Here is a 17,091-nt window from a genome sequence, read left to right as displayed (position 1 = left end):
GCGCGACACAATGAAGTCCGTGCCCACCAACGAGGAGACGCAGCATGCTGCCCGGACACCCCGTTCTGTTCAAGTCGACCTGCTACGTCGACGGTCGCTGGATCCACAGCGACAGTGCCGCGACGGTCGCCGTCGTGAACCCGGCCGATCAGGCCGTGATCGGTCACGTGCCGATGCTCGATCGCGCGCAGATCGTCGCGGCCGTCGATGCCGCGCAGCGCGCGTACGGCACCTGGCGCTGGACATCGCAAGCGGCGCGCAGCGCGGCATTGCTGCGCTGGCATGCGTTGATCCTGCGTCACGTCGACGATCTGGCCGCGCTGCTGTCGCTGGAACAGGGCAAGCCGCTGGCCGAAGCGCGCGGCGAGATCCGCTATGCGGCGAGCTTCGTCGAATGGTTCGCGAACGAGGCCAAACGCGTCGCGGGCCGCACGATTCCGACGCATATCGACGGTGCGCATCTCGGCACCGTGATGGAGCCGGTCGGCGTCGCGGCGCTGATCACGCCGTGGAATTTCCCGGCCGCGATGATCACGCGCAAGGCGGCGGCCGCGATCGCGGTCGGTTGCACCGTGGTCGTGAAGCCCGCGCACGAAACGCCGTTCTCGGCGCTCGCGCTCGCGCAGCTCGCCGACGAGGCCGGCTTCCCGGCCGGCGTGTTCAACGTCGTGCTCGGCGAGCCGCAGATGGCGATGGAAACGCTGGTCGGCGACGCGCGCGTGCGTGCGGTGAGCTTCACCGGCTCGACGCGCGTCGGGCGGCTCGTGACCGAAGCCGCCGCGAAGGCCGGCATTCGCAAGATCGCGCTCGAACTGGGCGGCAACGCGCCGTTCATCGTGACCGAGGACGCGGATCTCGACCAGGCGGTGCCGATCGCCGTCGGCGCGAAGTTCCAGACGTCCGGCCAGGACTGCTGCGCGGCGAACCGGATTCTCGTCGCGCGCCCGCTGTACGACGCGTTCGTCGAACGGTATGCGAACGCGGTGCGCGCGCTGAAGACGGGGCCCGCGTTCGAGCAGTGCGTCGACGTCGGCCCGCTGATGCATCAGGCCGCGTTCGACGCGACCGTGGCGCGCGTCGAGGATGCGCGGGCGCGCGGTGCGCGCATCGTCGCGGGCGGCCGGCCGCATGCGCTCGGCGGCTGGTTCTACGAGCCGACCGTGATCGCGGATGCCGCACCCGGCATGCGCGTGGTCGACGAGGAAAACTTCGCGCCGATCTCGGCCGTCGGCGCGTTCGACACGCTCGACGAGGCAATCGAAACGGCCAACGACACCGAATACGGCCTCGCCGCCTACGTGTGCGCGACGCGCGTCGACACGATCTTCCAGCTCGTGCGGCGGCTCGATTTCGCGATGGTGTCGGTCAACGGCGTGAAATTCACCGGCGCGCCGATCCCGTTCGGCGGGATGAAGGCGTCGGGCCTCGGGCGCGAAGGCGGCGCCGAAGGCTTTGAGCCATTCACCGAAACCAAGTACTTCTGCCTCGGCAATCTCGGCCTGCCCGTCGCGGCGACGGCCTGACCCATTCAAAGGAGCACATCATGCAAAAATCGATCGACGCACTGCTGCGCGAGGACCGCGCCCACTTCATGCACCCGTCGACGCACGCGTACGACCACGAGACCGGCGCGCTGCCGGGCAAGATCGTGCGCGGCGGCGAAGGCATCCGCATCGAGGATCACCAGGGCAAGCGCTATATCGACGCGTTCGCCGGCCTCTACTGCGTGAACATCGGCTACGGCCGCACCGAAGTGGCCGACGCGATGCACGAACAGGCGAAGCAGCTCGCCTATTACCACACGTACGTCGGTCACGCGTCGGACGCGATCATCGAGCTGTCGTCGCGCATCATCGACTGGTCGCCGGCGGGGATGAAGAAGGTCTACTACGGGATGTCGGGTTCCGACGCGAACGAGACGCAGGTCAAGATCGTCTGGTATTACAACAACGTGCTCGGCCGCCCGAACAAGAAGAAGATCATCTCGCGCGAGCGCGGCTATCACGGCTCGGGCATCGTGACGGGCAGCCTCACGGGCCTGCCGAGCTTCCACCAGCATTTCGACCTGCCGATCGACCGCGTGAAGCATACGGTGTGTCCGCACTGGTACCGCAAGGCGCCGGCCGGCATGAATGAAGCGCAGTTCGTCGCGTACTGCGTCGACGAACTCGAGAAGCTGATCGCGCGCGAGGGCGCCGACACGGTCGCCGCGTTCATCGCGGAGCCGGTGATGGGCACGGGCGGCATCATCGAACCGCCGGCCGGCTACTGGCCCGCGATCCAGGCCGTGCTGCGCAAGCACGACATCCTGCTGATTTCCGATGAAGTCGTGTGCGGGTTCGGGCGTCTCGGCTCGAAGATGGGCGCGCAGCACTTCGGGATCGAGCCCGACCTGATTACCGTCGCGAAGGGGCTGACGAGCGCGTATGCGCCGCTGTCGGGCGTGATCGTCGGCGAGAAGGTGTGGGACGTGATCGCGCGCGGCTCGCAGGAACACGGGCCGATGGGGCACGGCTGGACGTATTCGGGCCATCCGGTATGCGCGGCCGCGGCGCTCGCGAACCTCGCGATTCTGGAGCGCGAGAACCTCGTTGGCAACGCGGCCGAGGTCGGCGCGTATTTCGGCGCGAAGCTGCGCGACGCATTCGACGCGCATCCGCTCGTCGGCGAAGTGCGCAGCGTCGGGATGCTGGCCGCGCTCGAGTTCATGGCCGACAAGGACGCACGTACGCCGTTCGATCCCGCGCTGAAGATCGGCGCGCAGGTGTCGGCTGCGGCGTTGCAGCGCGGCGTGATCGCGCGGGCGATGCCGCACGGCGACATTCTCGGCTTTGCGCCGCCGCTCGTGATGACGCGTGGGGAAGCCGACGAGATCGTCGCGATCGTGAAGGATGCGGTGGACGAGGTCGCGGAGCGGAATACTTCGGCCGTCGCGTGAGTTGTCAGCGGTCCTGATGCGCGTTCCGGCGCGCGAGGCGACGCCGCCGCATGCAAGTGCGGCGGCGTGTTTTTGGGGGCTGTTCGCGAGTTTGGCTAGCCGCCTGGCTATCAGCGTGCAAAGGAAGCAAGTCGGCGGATGTTTTCTTCACTATTGATCCCCGCCGGTCATCCAGCTCCTATCGGCATCACTATCCATGAATGCCAGTGCGGGCATTTTTTCTTGTGCGAACGCTTCGATGTTCCTTAGCGCTGAAGCGAGTCGAACAACTTGTTGAACGGATCAACCTGTGCCATCAGACCTTCGTTGAGGCCGTCGATTGCATGTTGAAGATCGCTTTCCAGCGATTCGATCGACGGATAGCTATATGGGTCGTTGGACTGCTTCCAACTGACATGTTGTCGGAGAATGGCATCGTATGTGTCGCTCTTGAACATGACAATGTCGCCGATCACTCTGCGCGTGTACGCGTGACGAGCGCCGGGCGTTACATAGCCTGTTCCGACACGAATGTACAGAACGGCATCGCTTCCTTGATAGGGCGAGCCGCTTGCCTGCCAGAGGCGGTGCTCGTCCGGTTTGACCGTGGGGAGGCCCGGTGATGACGCATCAACCTCCTTTACGGTGAAGCCATGGTTTCGCAGAACCGTTTCGATACTGTCGGTGAAGCGCCGGTTCAACCCAGTGTCGCCCAATTTGGCCGTCACGAGGTCGTTGAGTGACGTCGGCGAGTTGTTTTCGCTCTTGTTGAGCCCGGCGTTGACAGCGCCCGCGATGGCTCCCGTTGCGAGCGCTCCGACTACGCCGGCACCTGGAATTGGAATCGGGATGTGAATGGGACCAGACGGCCCGAATGCGATGTACACCGCTTTACCGGGATAGACGACCGTCACGGTCTTGACCGCACCCAGTTTTTCACTATCGATCTCGGGCGTCGCATCGCTAGCATGGCCTGAGATGGAAATCAGGAGCGCTAGGGCGGCGAAGCTTTTTTTGTTCAGTAACATGTGCGTCCGATCTCCATGGCTGTTCGTTGGCAAAATACTTGCTGGACGCACGGGTTATCGGATCTTTGGGGAAAAGCTTGAGCGTGGGCGAGCGGACCAAGTATGAGCCGGAAGACGGGCGCGCAGCACGTCGGGATCAAGCCCGATCTGATTACCGTCGCGAAGGGGCTGACGAGTGCGTATGCGCCGCCGTGGGGCGTGATCGTAGGCGAGAAGGTGTGGGATGTGATCGCGCGGGCGATGCCGCACGGCGACATTCTCGGCTTTGCGCCGCCGCTCGTGATGACGCGTGGGGAAGCCGACGAGATCGTCGCGATCGTGAAGGATGCGGTGGACGAGGTCGCGGAGCGGAATACTTCGGCCGTCGCGTGAGTTGTCAGCGGTCCTGATGCGCGTTCCGGCGCGCGAGGCGCCGCCGCCGCATGCAAGTGCGGCGGCGCTTTTTCTTGCCGGTACGGGCGCGAGTACGGTTCAGGAAAACCGTCGTCGCATCGCCTACGGCGCGCGTCGGCTATTGCCCGTCACTCAATAATCCCACACGACCGGGACGAACCGGAAACCGTCGCCGTCCCGGGCAACATGGCCGATGGACGGGAACGCGACGTGCGCGGCAGCCAGCATCGAGCCGGTGTCCGCGGCTTCGTTGAACAGCGCGAGACGCACGTCGACCGCCGCTTCGGGATCGTGTTCGAAGCCGTTTTGCCAGTCGGGATTGTCGAAGTTGACTTCGAAAATCGCATCGCCCGCGAACGTCAGCTTTTCTCCGTTCGATGCGATGTCGACCACGCAGTGCCCCGGCGTATGCCCGCCCGTCACCCGCGCCGACACGCCCGAGGCGACTTCCACGGTGCGATCGAACTGCACGACGTGTTCGCCGTAGAGTTCCATGAACCTCGCTGCCGCCTTGCGCAGCGCGGGCGGAACGGTTTCCGGCATCACCGTCTTGCTGAAGTCCGGATGCTTCCAGAACGCCACTTCCGCGGCCGACACGTGAATGCGTACGTCGGGGCGCAGCTTCGCCTTGACGCCGTCGACGTTCAGCCCGCCGACGTGATCCATGTGCATGTGCGTGATCACGATATCGGTGATCGCGGCCAGATCGATGCCGGCCGATTCCAGACGCATCACCGAGCGCCCGGCGCGCGTGAAGTATTCGAAACCGTCGCCCACGCCCGAATCGATCAGGATCAGGCGATCGCCGCTGCGCACGAGCGCGATGTTGAGCGCCCAGTCGAACATGTCGCGTTGCAGGAAACGGCCGTCGAACCACGCGTTGCGGTCCGCTTCGCTCACGTTGGTGGACATGGTGGAAGTCGGCAGCGGCAGCACGCCGTCGCTGATCAGCACGACATCGACGTCGCCGATGCGCACCGCGTAGCGGGACGAAACGAGCTCGCCCGAAGATTCGTTGCCCAGGCGGGCGGTAACCGGCCGGACGTTGCGGATGGGTGCGTTCATGTTCAGTAGTCCTGTTCGTCGAGAGAGGTAAGCCGCGCGGCACGGCGCGGCTCGCTGGCGCGATCGTGAAGGCCGCGCTTCGGTTCGCCCGGATTCCGGTCGAGCGTGTCAACGATTGTAGTGACGGCCGACACACGCCGACAGCGCCGCGCGGGGGCACATCGTGTTGTCAGGACGACAACAATCGGGCCGCGGCTTCGGTTGCCCGAAATGCACGTCGCCCGCCGTCCGTTGCCGGACGGCGGGCGATGCAATGGTTGCCGTTTATGGGAAGCCGGGCGCGGCCGGCGCGCGGGTCAGCCCGGCTGGCCGGGGAGCGTGTCGCCGCGCAGCGAACATCCGCGCGTCTCGATCACCGCCAGCAGCGCGATCAGCCCGACCGCGCAGGCGGCCATCATGTAGTACGCGGGAATCAGTGCGTTGCCGGTCTTGCCGATCAGCCAGTCGTTGACGATCGGCGCGGTGCCGCCGAACAGCGACGTCGACACGTTGTAGGCGATCGCCATGCCCGCATACCGGACGTGGGTCGGGAACATCGCCGGGAACATCGCGGAAATGGTGGCGAGCTGGGGCACGTAGAGCACCCCGAGCACCGCGAAGCCGACGAACGCGCCGAGCGGGCCGTGCGTCATCAGCGTGAACATCGGCACGGCCGCGACGAACAGCCCGACGAGCGAGATCCACCACATCGTCTTGCGGCCGACGCGATCCGACAGCCAGCCGGCGAACGGCAGCAGCACCATCATCGCGAGCATGCCGATCAGCGGAATCAGCAGCGACATGTTTTCGCTGACGCCGAGCTCCTTGTGCATGTAGGTCGGCATGTACGCGAGCAGCACGTAGTTGACGACGTTCAATGCGACGACGAGCCCGCCGAGCAGCAGCAGCGGCTTCGCATAGCGCACCAGCAGCAGCCGGATCGGCAGCGCGGCGGCGACGCTTTTCTCGCGGCGGTGCGCCTGCTCCTCGAGTTCGCGGAACACCGGCGTTTCCTCGAGGCGCGAGCGCAGGTAGAACCCGATCAGGCCGAGCGGCGCCGCGACGAGGAACGGCAGGCGCCAACCCCACGCATGCATCGCCGAATCGCCGAGCAGCAGCGCGAAGCCGAGCATCAGGAACGCGCCGAGCGAGAAGCCGGCGAGCGTCGCGAATTCGAGGAAGCTGCCGCACAGGCCGCGCCGCGAATCGGGCGCGTATTCGGCGATGAAGGTCGCCGCACCGCCGTATTCGCCGCCGGTCGAGAAGCCCTGCACCATGCGCAGCACGATCAGCGCGGCCGGCGCCAGCCAGCCGGCCGTCGCGTAGCTCGGCAGCAAGCCGACGAGCAAGGTTGCGCCCGACATCGTCAGGACCGTCAGCGCGAGCACGCGCTTGCGGCCGAGCCGGTCGCCGAGCGGCCCCCAGAACAGGCCGCCGAGCGGGCGGATCAAGAACGAGATCGCGAACGTGCCGAGCGCGAACAGCGTCGCGCTGGCCGTGTTGCCGGGAAACAGCGCGGCGGAAATGTACGCGAGGCCGTACGCGTAAATACCGTAATCGAACCATTCGGTCGCGTTGCCGAGGGCGGCGGCCGTGATCGCGACCCGCGGCAGGCTGTGCGGCTCGTCGCCGCGCTGGGTGGTTGTATCGTCGGGAATCGACGACGCGGCGGAAACGGAAGTCCACGATGGCACGTATCGCATGAGGGTCCTCGCTATCAGCATGCGCCCGGGCGGGCGCCGACGAGGATCAAAGTAATCCCGCCAATTAGCGATGCCCGATGTCATAGGACGATGTGGAGATCGGGGTTTTCCCGCGCCGTGGCGGGGGGCCGGCGGAGGCCGGGGCCGGCTCGCCGCGGCGCCGGCCGGCGAATGGCGGTAAGCTGCGCGCAGCCATGCGGGATTCGTCGGAGTGTGCGGCGCGTGGCGTCCCTTTTTTCACCCTTCATCAGGAGCGCATATCGTGGCGACCTACATCGTCTTTACACGGGAAAGCACGCAGGACCAGCATGAGCTCGACCTCTACTCGAGCCAGGTCGGTGCGACCCTCGCCGGCCATCCGGTGAAGGTGCTCGCCGCTTATGGGCCGCAGGAAACCCTCGAGGGCGAAGGCCCGGAAGGCGTCGTGATCGTCGAGTTCCCGTCGAAGGAGGCCGCGCACGCGTGGTATCACGGCCCCGAATACCAGAAGGTCGTCCAGCACCGGTTCAAGGGCGCGCGCTATCGCGCGGTGCTGGTCGAGGGCGTCTGAGCGCGGCCGCGCGCGCCGGTTACCGCACGTGCGGCAGCAGCGCGCGCAGCCAGTACGCGACGGCCACCGCGCCGCCATCCGGCGTACCGATCGCGCGTTCGCCGAGATAGCTGGCCCGTCCCGCGCGCGGCGTCATGCGTGCCGTTTCCCGCGCGCCTCGCTCGGCCGCGTCGACGGCCGCCGCCCATGCGCTCGCGGGATCGCGATCGCCGTCGAGCGCGCGGCCGAATGCTTCGACGGCCGGCACCAGCGCATCGAGCATCGTCCGGTCGCCGGCCTGCGCGCCGCCGAGTTCACTGATCGAATCCACCGCCGCGCGCAATGCCGCGGCCCAGTCGCGCGGCGACGGCTCGGCGATATCGGCCAGCCGGCGCGACGCGCGCAGCAGCGCGGTCGCATAGAACGGACCGGAGCTGCCGGCGATCGCGCGACGCAACGCGGCGCCGAGCGCCGCGAGCGCACCGGACGGCGTGCCGTACGCGGTGTCGGGTAGTTCGAGGATCGCCTGCGCGGCGCGCCGCATGCTCGCGCCGAGATCGCCGTCGCCGGCTGCCGCGTCGAGATCCGTCAACGTCTGCTCGTGCTCGATCAATGTTTGCGCCACCGCGTGCAGCGCCGGTTGCAGGCGCGCGGCCCACGCGCGGCCGGCTGTGTCGAGCGGCGGCAGCGGCGCGTCCTGCGACGCGGCCGCGGCCACGCGAATCCGCGTGTTCGCGATGCCGCCGCCCGGCCATGCGCGCGCCTGCGTCGGCGCATCGAGCAGCGCCGCGCGCTCGTCGTTCAGCCGCAGCACCGAGATCGAGCAGCCCGGCATGTTCAGCGCGGACAGGAACGTGCCGGCCCATGCGCGCGCGACGACGATGCCGCGCCGGCTCAGGTTGTCGAACGCGGCGCGCAGCACGATCGCGAGTTCCATGTCCGGCGTCGCGCCGAGGCCGTTGACGAACAGCGCGACGCGCTCGCCGCGCTCGAGCACGAGATCGGCGACGATGCTCGACAGCAGCGTGTCGGCCAGCGCGTCGGCCGGCAGCGGCGCACGGCGCTCGACGCCTTTCTCGCCGTGGATGCCGAGGCCCAGCTCGATCTCGTGATCGGCGAGGCTGAAGCCCGATTTGTCGGCGCCCGGGATCGTGCAGCCGTCGAGCGCGACACCCATCGTGCCGAGCTCGGCTGCCGCGTCGCGCGCGATGCTCGCGACGCGGGCAAGCGGCAGCCCGCGCGCGGCGGCGGCGCCCGCGAGCTTGTGGATCAGCACGGTGCCGGCGATCCCGCGCCGCTGGCCGCGCTCGACGCGGCCGCGCAGCGCGACGTCGTCGGCGACGATGACGGTCTCGACCGGAATGCCTTCCGCGCGTGCGAGTTCGGCGGCGAGCCCGAAATTGAGCCGGTCGCCGGTGTAGTTCTTCACGATCAGCAGCGCGCCGTTCGGGCCGGCGCTCGCGCGAATCGCGGCGAGCACGGCGTCGGTCGACGGCGACGTGAACACTTCGCCGCACACGGCCGCGCTCAGCATCCCTTCGCCGACATAGCCGCCGTGCGCGGGCTCGTGGCCGCTGCCGCCGCCGGACAGGATCGCGACCGGCCGCTGCGACGGCTCGGGCAGCGGCTGGCGGACGAGCACGTGCTCGTCGCCGAGGATCGCGAGATGCGGCGATTGCCGCGCGATGCCTTCCAGCATCTCTCGCACGACGTCGGACGGGCGGTTTACTAGCTTTTTCATGGCGACGGGTTCCGGACGGGTGAACAGGGCTCGGCCGGACGCGCACGGGCGCCGGACGGCTTTCGAGTTGCGGAGGATCGTGCGTGAGCGGTTGCCGGTCGCAGGCGATCGCATAACCGACGACCGGATGCGGGGCGGGCAACGAAGCGTACGCCTGGCGCCACGATACATCAGGTTCGGACGTCGCGACACGGATCGCGACGTGATCGCGCCGGGGCGGAACGGCGGCGCGCGCCGTATGCCGCTATTTCAGCGCGGCGATCGCCTTCGCGCGAATCAGCCGCGCACGCAGCACGTTGCGGCTGATGCCGAGCAACTGCGCGGCGCGGATCTGGTTGCGATGGCTGAATTCGAACGCGACGCGCATGACCGTGTCCTCGATGTGTTCGAAGAGATTGCCGTGCCCTTCGTCGAACAGGTCGCGCAGCGCGTGTTCGAGCGCCGCCTGTGCGTCGGCGGGCGAATCGGCTGCCGGCGCGGCAACGGTCGGGCGGCATGGCGGCGCGATGTGCAGGTCGGTGTCCTGCAGCGCGTCGTGGCGGCTCACGAGCAGCGCGTGATGGATCACGTTCTCCAGTTCGCGGATATTGCCCGGCCAGCCGTGCGCCTCAAGCCGACGCTCGGCGCGCGGATCGATGCGGCGCGGGCCGCTGCCGAGCCGGTCGCGGTACATGTCGAAGAAGTGCCGCGCGAGCGGCAGGATGTCGCCCGGGCGCTCGCGCAGCGGCGGGACCGCGAGCTGCACGACGTTGAGCCGGTAGAACAGGTCGCCGCGAAAATGTCCGGCCGCGACGGCCTGCTGCAAGTCGACGTTGGTCGCCGCGACCACGCGCACGTCGACCGGAATCCCCGTGCGCGAACCGAGCCGCACGACCTCGCGTTCCTGCAGCACGCGCAGCAGCTTGACCTGCATCGCGAGCGGCAGGTCGCCGATTTCGTCGAGAAAGAGGGTGCCGCCGTGCGCGGCTTCGAACCAGCCGGGCTTCGCGTTGATCGCACCCGTAAACGCGCCTTTCTCGTGGCCGAACAGTTCGCTGTCGACGAGCGTTTCGGAGAATGCGCCGCAGTTCACCGCGACGAACGGCCCGTCGCGACGGGCGCCGAGATCGTGCACGCGGCGCGCGATCAGTTCCTTGCCGGTGCCCGTCTCGCCGACGATCAGCACGTTCGCGTCGCTCGGCGCGACGCGGCGAACCTGTTCGAGCAGCGCGAGCGAACGCGGATCGGCGAACACCTGCGCTTGCGCACAGGGCTGCGCGTGACGTTCGGGCCGCGTGAGCACGGGCGCCTCGGCCTGAAGCTCGGCGAGGTCGCGGGAAGCGGTGACGACACGAAGATTGAGCGGGCGCGGCGATGCGGAAATGGAAGTCATGGCGATGAACCGTTGGATGGCCAGGCAATGCGGGGCGGCTGCTGCGTGATCAGCAGAGTGTTGACCGTTTCGCCGCGCGCGAAAAGCATCGATTTCTGATAACCAAAGCGCGATTGCTGCGGAACCTGCAATGGCGCGGAAGCGCGGCGGCGCCGTGACGCTCGAACGTCGAATCGGGTGCTATTGCGCGTGATGCGCTGCTGCCTGATCAGCGGCGCATCAGCAGGCCCGCTGCACCGGATTCATCTCGTTGCGGAATATCGATGTGACGCACGAACCGAAACGCTTGCCACTGTCGCGCATTTGGTCGAGCGCCAATTCTGACGGGCGATGTCGCAAAGTTTCGGGATGCAGACGACCTTGCCGACGCGCACCCGAACCGATGGCACGCTCCTTGCTGACCCGAACCGGTATCGCCGCACTGCACGCGGCTCCACCACGGGAACACATGGCATGAGCCACACCCTCAACGTCGTCGCGATATCGGGTAGCCTGCAGCGGCCGTCGCGCACGCTGGCGCTGACCGACGCGATCGTCACGGCGCTCGGCGCCGCGCTGCCGATCGATACGCGGCTGATCGAACTCGGCGAGATCGGCAGCCGGCTGGCCGGCGCGCTGACGCGTGCGCAGGTGCCGGCCGATCTCGATGCGCTGATCCGCGCGATCGAGACGGCAGACGCGCTCGTCGTCGCGAGCCCGGTGTACCGCGCGTCGTACACGGGCCTTTTCAAGCACCTGTTCGACCTCGTGCGCCACGACGCGCTCGTCGACGTGCCCGTGCTGCTCGCGGCCACCGGCGGCAGCGAGCAGCATGCGCTCGTGATCGACCATCAGCTGCGCCCGTTGTTCAGCTTCTTCCAGGCACGCACGCTGCCGATCGGCGTGTATGCGTCCGAAAGCGATTTCAACGCGTACCAGATCGCCAGCCCGGCGTTGCGCGAGCGCATCGCGCTCGCGGTGAATCGCGCGGTGCCGCAACTGCGCGCGCATGTGCTTTCCGCCGCGGCCGCGTAAGCCGATTTTTCATTTCCCCTTCGACCAGGACACCTTCATGAGCCTTCCCGACCCTTCCGCCGACGGCGTCAAATTCGCGTACTGGGTGCCGAACGTCAGCGGCGGCCTCGTCGTGAGCACGATCGAGCAGCGCACCGACTGGAGCCTCGAATACAACCAGAAGCTCGCGCGCACGGCCGAGGCAGCCGGCTTCGACTACGCGCTGAGCCAGATCCGCTTCACGGCCGGCTACGGCGCCGAATATCAGCACGAGTCGGTGTCGTTCAGCCAGGCGCTGCTGCATGCGACGACGAAGCTCAAGGTGCTCGCCGCGATCCTGCCGGGGCCGTGGCATCCGGCCGTGGTCGCGAAGCAGCTCGCGACGATCGACCACATCTCGAACGGGCGCATCGCGATCAACGTCGTGAGCGGCTGGTTCAAGGGCGAATTCACCGCGATCGGCGAGCCGTGGCTCGAGCACGACGAACGCTATCGGCGCTCGAAGGAATTCATCCAGGCGCTCAAGGGCATCTGGACACAGGACAATTTCACGTTCAAGGGCGACTTCTACCGCTTCAACGACTACACGCTGAGCCCGAAGCCGGTGCAGAAGCCGCATCCGGAAATCTTCCAGGGCGGCAGCTCGCGCGCGGCGCGCGACAACGCGGCGAGCGTGTCGGACTGGTATTTCACGAACGGCAATACGCCGGAGAACCTGAAGGCGCAGATCGACGACATCCGCGCGAAGGCGGCCGCGAACAACCATCGCGTGCGGATCGGCGTCAATGCGTTCGTGATCGCGCGCGACACCGAGGAAGAAGCGAAGGCCGTGCTCGACGACATCATCCGGCATGCGCACGTCGAGGCCGTGCACGCGTTCGGCGATGCGGTGAAGCAGGCCGGCAAGGCGTCGCCCGAGGGCGAGGGCAACTGGGCGAAATCGACGTTCGAGGATCTCGTGCAGTACAACGACGGCTTTCGCACGAACCTGATCGGCACGCCGCGGCAGATCGCCGAGCGGATCGTCGCGCTGAAGGCGATCGGCGTCGATCTCGTGCTGGCCGGGTTCCTGCATTTCATCGAGGAAGTGGAGTACTTCGGCAAGCGCGTGCTGCCGCTCGTGCGCGAGCTGGAGGCGCAGCGGCAGGCGATTGCCGCGTAATGCGGGGCGCCGTGCGCACGCGGCGCCGGCATCGATCGGGATTCCCAATCGGCGAGCCGCGTGAGCCGGCGCGCTCACGCGCCGCTTACTCGGTCAACTCGAAATCCTCTTCCCTGGCGTTGAGCATCGCGGTCAGCGTGCGCAGGCCGGCATCGAGCTGGTCCGTCGTCGGTGCCGCGAGCGCGAGCCTGACCGCGTTCGGCGCATGGCCGGCCGACACCGCGAAGGTGGTCGACGGCGTCAGGCCGATGTCACGGCGGCCCGCTGCCGCGACGAGCGCTTGCGAGCGCCAGTGTGGCGGGAGCGTCAGCCACAGGTGATAGCACTGGCCGTTGGTCCGCACGTCGAATCCTGACAGGCGATCGATCGCCAGCGCCTGGCGCGCGCGTGCGTCGATCCGTTTCAATCTCGCCAGCTCGGCCACGACGCCGTCGCGAATCAGGCGCTGCGCGGCCGCGAACGCGAATCCCGATGCAGTCCATCCGCCCGAGCGCACCGACGCCATCACGCTCTCGCGCAGCCGCGGCGGCGGCACGATGAAGCCCAGCGTCAGGCCGGGCGTGACCTTCTTGGACAGGCTGTCGATGACGATGCACGCATCGGGCGCGAGCGCGGCCAACGGCGGCGCGTCGCCGAGGAAGCCGTAGACGTTGTCCTCGATGACGGGAATGCCGAGCGTGTCGATCACGCGCAGCAGATCGGCGCGGCGCGCGGCATTCATCGTCGTGCCGAGCGGATTCTGGATGGCCGGCTGGATGTAGATCGCCGACAGCCGCGCTTCGCGATGCGCCCTTTGCACGGCGTCGGGCCGCACGCCGTCTTCGTCCATCGCCAGCGGCACCAGCGTGATCCCGAGCTTGGCGGCGATGCCCTTGATGAACGGATAGGTCAGCGCTTCCACGCCGCAGCGCCCGCCGGTCGGGACGACCGCGGCGACGGCCGCCGCGATGCTCTGCCGCCCGTTGCCGGTAAACACGAGCTGGTCGGGCGAAGGCGCCCAATCGGCGTGCGACAGGTACGTGGCGGCATCGCGGCGCATGGCCGGCGTACCGATGCTCGTCGCTTCCCGCAACGCCGTGTCGAGTTCCGCAGGTCGGTGCAATTCGCCGAGGCTGCGGGCAATCAGTGCGGTCTGGTCCGGCACGGTCGGGTAGTTGAACTCGAGATCGATCCGGATGCCGCGCGGCTCGCCCGGCGCCGCCGCGCCGCGCCGCGTGTCGCCGGACACGAACGTGCCGCGGCCGACCTCACCGACGACCAAACCGCGGCGCAACAGTTCCGCGTAGACGCGCCCGGCGGTCGATGAGGCGATCGCGTGCTGGTCCGCGAAGCGCCGCTGCGACGGCAGGCGCTCGCCGGGCCTGAGCGTGCCGTCCGCGATTTGCGCGGCGATCGCGTCGGCCAATTGCAGATAGTCGGATTGGGACATGATTGCACCGATAACAATGATTATTGCACCGAGATCAATCTATCAATTGCACTGAGATGGAGGGCGGTGCATTCTGCATGCATCGCGCCGATTGTACGGGCTCCGAGATGCCTGCGGGCTCGTGAAGCGGCAGCCCGTGCGCCGACGCGGCGGATCGTCCCTGCCCCCATCTGGAGCAACAGCATGTATGTCACCCGTTCACGCTCGACCGGCTGTCCAGCGACATCGTCCGTGCGGCCCGCGCCGCAGCCCGCACCCCCGAGCGCATCATGATGGCCGCGTCCGCCGCGATGGGCGTGCAACTGACGCCGATCACGATTCTCATCGCGTTCGCCGGCGTGTTCGTGATCGCGTTCATGCGCGGCGCGTTCGGCGGCGGTTTCGCCATCATCGGCATTCCGCTGCTGTCGCTCGTGATGGACCCGGTGACGGCGGGCGGCTTGCTCGCGCCGTTGTTCATCGCGATGGACCTGTTCGCGTTGCGCTACTGGAAGCCGTCCACATGGTCGAGGCCCGATCTCGCGCTGCTGCTGCCCGGGCTGGTATGCGGCATCGGGTTCGGCTATCTGGCATTCCGCTTCCTCGACCATCGTGCCATCGAGCTGCTGATGGCGGCGGTCACGTTGGTCTTCGTTGGGCTGTGGGTGAGAAGCGGCGCGCAGCCGACGACGCGTCCGCGCTCGGCGCCGAAGGCCGTCACGGCCGGCCTCGCGTCGGGCGTGACCACGATGGTCGCGCACTCGGGCGGGCCGCCGCTCGCGATGTATCTGCTGCCGCTCGGCCTGGGCAAGGAAATGTATGCGGGAACGACGAGCCTGTTCTTCACCGTCGGCAATGCGATCAAGGCGGTGCCCTGGCTGTTGATCGTGAGGCCGACCGGACACGTCTGGGCATTGATGGCCGTATGCCTGTTCGCGATTCCGGCCGGCGTCGTGTGCGGCTGGCGACTGCACGGCAGGCTGGACCAGCGCCTGATCTACCGGAGTTGTTATGGATTGCTCACGGTGACTGCGTTGAAACTGCTTTGGGATGGCGTTTCCGGCTATCTCGCATAAGGCAGATCGCTCGGGATCGACCTCGCTCGACGTCGGCACGACTGCGTGCGGGCTTCCGGACGCGGCGCCGAGCGGGCGTCTGCGTCGCAGCCCGCCTGCGTGCTACGCGCGCGCCGCGAGCCTTGCGGCGTCGATCACCATCTGCACGCCGAGCCCGCCCAGGACGAGCCCCATCGCCCAGCGCTGCGCGAGCAGCAGCATCGGGCGGCCGTGCAGGAACCTCGCGAGGCTGCTCGAGCAGATCGCCACCAGCCCGTTGGCCGACGCGAACGCGGCAATCAGCAGCGAGCCGAGAAACAGCGACTGGCCGAACACGCTGCCTCGCCCGTAGTCGATGAACTGCGGCAGCAGCGACACGAACAGCATCGCGAGCTTCGGGTTCAGCACACTGGTCGTCGCGCCCATCGCGAGCAGCCGCAACGGCTGCTCGTTCGGCAGCGTCTTCACCTCGAACGGCGAGCGGCCGCCCGGCCGCACCGCCTGCCATGCGAGATACAGCAGATAGGCCGCCCCGACCGCGCCCAGCACGCTGCCCGCATAGGGCACGCTCATGAACAGCGTCGTGATGCCGAACGCCGCGGCGAACATGTAGAACAGGTAGCCGATCATCACGCCGGCGAGCGAAACGAGGCCGGCCGCGCGCCCTTGCGCGATCGAGCGCGACATCACGTAGACCATGTTCGGCCCCGGCGTGACCGCGAGCATGCCGCCGATGACGAGAAACCCGTAGAGCGATCCGGACGTATGCATGTTTTCCGCTTCCTGCATCGAGTGAGTGCTGACGGAATTCATTGTCCGGCGCTGGGGGTGAACAGTAAAACGGGATAAACTGAATCGATTGATCAGTTTTTCTGAATCGACATGAAAAAGCTCGACCTCGATGTGCTCGCGATGGTGGTGGCCGTCGCGGATTCCGGATCGTTCGCGCAGGGCGCGCAGGCCGTGCATCGGTCGCCGTCGGCGGTGAGCATGCAGATCAGGACGCTGGAGGACGCGCTCGGCAAGCCGCTGTTCATCCGCGACACGCGCAACGTGACGGCGACCGACGACGGCAGGATGCTGGCCGACTACGGCCGCCGGATGCTCGCGATGCGCGACGAGGCGTGGGCGTCGGTCGTGCGTCCGGAGATTCGCGGCCGCGTGACGATCGGCGTGCCCGACGATTACATCTCGTCGCTGCTGCCGCAGGTGCTCGGCAAGTTCGCCGCGATGCATCCGCGCGTGGAAGTGCGCGTGATCGGCCAGCCGAGCAGCGCGCTCGTGCCGATGCTGAAGGACAACACGGTCGACCTCGCATGCCTCACGCGGATCAAGGGCGTGACGGGCGAGCTGATCCGGATGGAGCCGCTCGTCTGGGTCGGCTCGCCGAAGCGCAACGTGTGGGAAGAGCGGCCGCTGCCGGTGGCGTTTTTCCCGCATGGTGGCAGCATGGCGCGGGATCACGCGGTGAGGGCGCTGAATCGGCGGAAGATCCCGTACCGGATGTCGTACGAAAGCCCGAGCCACCTCGGGCTGCTGAGCATGGTGGAGGCCGGGCTCGCGGTCGCGCCGCTCGCGCGCTGTTGTATTCCCGATCATCTCGTGCAGCTGTCGGAAAGCCACGGGTTGCCGCCGCTCGGCGAAATGGAAGTCGTGCTCGCGCGCAGCGCGCAGTCCGCGCGCCCGCCGTGCGACTACCTCGCCGAGCAGATTCTCGGCGAATGGCGTGTCTGACCGGCACGTCGC

At 67.6% G+C, this 17,091-nt stretch carries 14 protein-coding genes and 1 pseudogene; 8 read left to right on the top strand and 7 right to left on the bottom strand.

Going from position 1 to position 17,091, the window contains the following annotated elements:
- The first annotated feature begins 44 nt into the window (after nt 1-44).
- Together LGM42_RS22565 and LGM42_RS22560 are read left to right on the top strand one after the other, a co-directional pair.
- Complete coding sequence (locus tag LGM42_RS22565; RefSeq protein WP_226233232.1) at nt 45-1,523, top strand: NAD-dependent succinate-semialdehyde dehydrogenase; 1,479 nt, start codon at nt 45-47, stop codon at nt 1,521-1,523.
- Between the two features lie 20 nt (nt 1,524-1,543).
- Complete coding sequence (locus LGM42_RS22560) at nt 1,544-2,938, top strand: aspartate aminotransferase family protein (protein WP_226233231.1); 1,395 nt, start codon at nt 1,544-1,546, stop codon at nt 2,936-2,938.
- Nucleotides 2,939-3,183: 245 nt separating this feature from the next.
- Here the strand turns inward: LGM42_RS22560 and LGM42_RS22555 are convergent, their stop codons facing one another.
- Nucleotides 3,184-3,945: a hypothetical protein gene (locus tag LGM42_RS22555; RefSeq protein WP_226233230.1), complete on the bottom strand. Its 762-nt coding sequence runs from the start codon at nt 3,943-3,945 to the stop codon at nt 3,184-3,186.
- 102 nt (nt 3,946-4,047) lie between these two features.
- Between LGM42_RS22555 and LGM42_RS22550 the strand changes: the two are divergent.
- A pseudogene (locus tag LGM42_RS22550) lies at nt 4,048-4,317 on the top strand (hypothetical protein); the annotation flags it as partial.
- Between the two features lie 153 nt (nt 4,318-4,470).
- Here the strand turns inward: LGM42_RS22550 and LGM42_RS22545 are convergent.
- Both LGM42_RS22545 and LGM42_RS22540 read right to left on the bottom strand, forming a co-directional pair.
- A complete protein-coding gene (locus tag LGM42_RS22545; RefSeq protein WP_226233229.1) occupies nt 4,471-5,403 on the bottom strand; it encodes an MBL fold metallo-hydrolase in 933 nt (310 codons plus the stop codon).
- A gap of 296 nt (nt 5,404-5,699) precedes the next feature.
- Nucleotides 5,700-7,085 carry an MFS transporter gene (locus LGM42_RS22540; protein WP_059641089.1) on the bottom strand — a complete coding sequence of 462 codons (1,386 nt, stop codon included), beginning with the start codon at nt 7,083-7,085 and terminating at the stop codon, nt 5,700-5,702.
- A 262-nt stretch (nt 7,086-7,347) separates the two neighbouring features.
- On the opposite strand from LGM42_RS22540, the gene LGM42_RS22535 reads away from it, so the two are divergent.
- Complete coding sequence (locus tag LGM42_RS22535; RefSeq protein ID WP_059579480.1) at nt 7,348-7,635, top strand: DUF1330 domain-containing protein; 288 nt, start codon at nt 7,348-7,350, stop codon at nt 7,633-7,635.
- A 19-nt stretch (nt 7,636-7,654) separates the two neighbouring features.
- Here LGM42_RS22535 and dhaL read toward each other — a convergent pair whose 3' ends face one another.
- A complete protein-coding gene (gene dhaL / locus LGM42_RS22530; protein ID WP_226233228.1) occupies nt 7,655-9,355 on the bottom strand; it encodes a dihydroxyacetone kinase subunit DhaL in 1,701 nt (566 codons plus the stop codon).
- A 244-nt stretch (nt 9,356-9,599) separates the two neighbouring features.
- Nucleotides 9,600-10,727: a sigma-54 interaction domain-containing protein gene (locus tag LGM42_RS22525; protein ID WP_226233227.1), complete on the bottom strand. Its 1,128-nt coding sequence runs from the start codon at nt 10,725-10,727 to the stop codon at nt 9,600-9,602.
- A 453-nt stretch (nt 10,728-11,180) separates the two neighbouring features.
- Here LGM42_RS22525 and msuE point away from each other — a divergent pair, with 453 nt between their 5' ends.
- Both msuE and sfnG read left to right on the top strand, forming a co-directional pair.
- Nucleotides 11,181-11,741, top strand: coding sequence for an FMN reductase (gene msuE, locus LGM42_RS22520; RefSeq protein ID WP_226233226.1), 561 nt, complete (start codon nt 11,181-11,183; stop codon nt 11,739-11,741).
- 37 nt (nt 11,742-11,778) lie between these two features.
- Complete coding sequence (gene sfnG / locus LGM42_RS22515; RefSeq protein ID WP_060310018.1) at nt 11,779-12,882, top strand: dimethylsulfone monooxygenase SfnG; 1,104 nt, start codon at nt 11,779-11,781, stop codon at nt 12,880-12,882.
- An 85-nt stretch (nt 12,883-12,967) separates the two neighbouring features.
- Here the strand turns inward: sfnG and LGM42_RS22510 are convergent, their stop codons facing one another.
- The gene (locus LGM42_RS22510) at nt 12,968-14,311 is read right to left on the bottom strand and encodes a PLP-dependent aminotransferase family protein (protein ID WP_226233225.1); all 1,344 of its coding nucleotides are present in this window, start codon (nt 14,309-14,311) and stop codon (nt 12,968-12,970) included.
- Between the two features lie 269 nt (nt 14,312-14,580).
- Here LGM42_RS22510 and LGM42_RS22505 point away from each other — a divergent pair, with 269 nt between their 5' ends.
- Nucleotides 14,581-15,366, top strand: a complete 786-nt coding sequence (locus LGM42_RS22505; protein ID WP_226233224.1) for a sulfite exporter TauE/SafE family protein — start codon at nt 14,581-14,583, stop codon at nt 15,364-15,366.
- Nucleotides 15,367-15,468: 102 nt separating this feature from the next.
- Here the strand turns inward: LGM42_RS22505 and LGM42_RS22500 are convergent, their stop codons facing one another.
- Nucleotides 15,469-16,116 (bottom strand): LysE family translocator, encoded by a 648-nt coding sequence (locus LGM42_RS22500; protein ID WP_060310054.1) that lies wholly within the window; start codon nt 16,114-16,116, stop codon nt 15,469-15,471.
- Between the two features lie 111 nt (nt 16,117-16,227).
- Here LGM42_RS22500 and LGM42_RS22495 point away from each other — a divergent pair, with 111 nt between their 5' ends.
- On the top strand, nt 16,228-17,079 hold the full coding sequence (locus LGM42_RS22495) for a LysR substrate-binding domain-containing protein (RefSeq protein WP_059638943.1): 852 nt from the start codon (nt 16,228-16,230) through the stop codon (nt 17,077-17,079).
- The last annotated feature ends 12 nt before the right edge of the window (nt 17,080-17,091 follow it).

It is taken from the genome of Burkholderia sp. AU39826 (genome assembly GCF_020419965.1).
In the GTDB taxonomy this organism is placed as follows: Bacteria; Pseudomonadota; Gammaproteobacteria; order Burkholderiales; family Burkholderiaceae; genus Burkholderia; species Burkholderia semiarida.
Note: the sequence above shows the minus strand (reverse complement) of the source record. Positions and strands in the feature narration are given on the sequence as shown.

Coding starts and splice junctions, on each gene's coding strand:
- LGM42_RS22510 (WP_226233225.1), bottom strand. CDS start 14,311: ATGTCCCAATCCGACTATCTGCAATTGGCCGACGCGATCGCCGCGCAA.
- LGM42_RS22545 (WP_226233229.1), bottom strand. CDS start 5,403: ATGAACGCACCCATCCGCAACGTCCGGCCGGTTACCGCCCGCCTGGGC.
- dhaL (WP_226233228.1), bottom strand. CDS start 9,355: ATGAAAAAGCTAGTAAACCGCCCGTCCGACGTCGTGCGAGAGATGCTG.
- LGM42_RS22495 (WP_059638943.1), top strand. CDS start 16,228: ATGAAAAAGCTCGACCTCGATGTGCTCGCGATGGTGGTGGCCGTCGCG.
- LGM42_RS22560 (WP_226233231.1), top strand. CDS start 1,544: ATGCAAAAATCGATCGACGCACTGCTGCGCGAGGACCGCGCCCACTTC.
- msuE (WP_226233226.1), top strand. CDS start 11,181: ATGAGCCACACCCTCAACGTCGTCGCGATATCGGGTAGCCTGCAGCGG.
- LGM42_RS22555 (WP_226233230.1), bottom strand. CDS start 3,945: ATGTTACTGAACAAAAAAAGCTTCGCCGCCCTAGCGCTCCTGATTTCC.
- LGM42_RS22505 (WP_226233224.1), top strand. CDS start 14,581: ATGATGGCCGCGTCCGCCGCGATGGGCGTGCAACTGACGCCGATCACG.
- LGM42_RS22540 (WP_059641089.1), bottom strand. CDS start 7,085: ATGCGATACGTGCCATCGTGGACTTCCGTTTCCGCCGCGTCGTCGATT.
- LGM42_RS22500 (WP_060310054.1), bottom strand. CDS start 16,116: ATGCATACGTCCGGATCGCTCTACGGGTTTCTCGTCATCGGCGGCATG.
- LGM42_RS22565 (WP_226233232.1), top strand. CDS start 45: ATGCTGCCCGGACACCCCGTTCTGTTCAAGTCGACCTGCTACGTCGAC.
- sfnG (WP_060310018.1), top strand. CDS start 11,779: ATGAGCCTTCCCGACCCTTCCGCCGACGGCGTCAAATTCGCGTACTGG.
- LGM42_RS22525 (WP_226233227.1), bottom strand. CDS start 10,727: ATGACTTCCATTTCCGCATCGCCGCGCCCGCTCAATCTTCGTGTCGTC.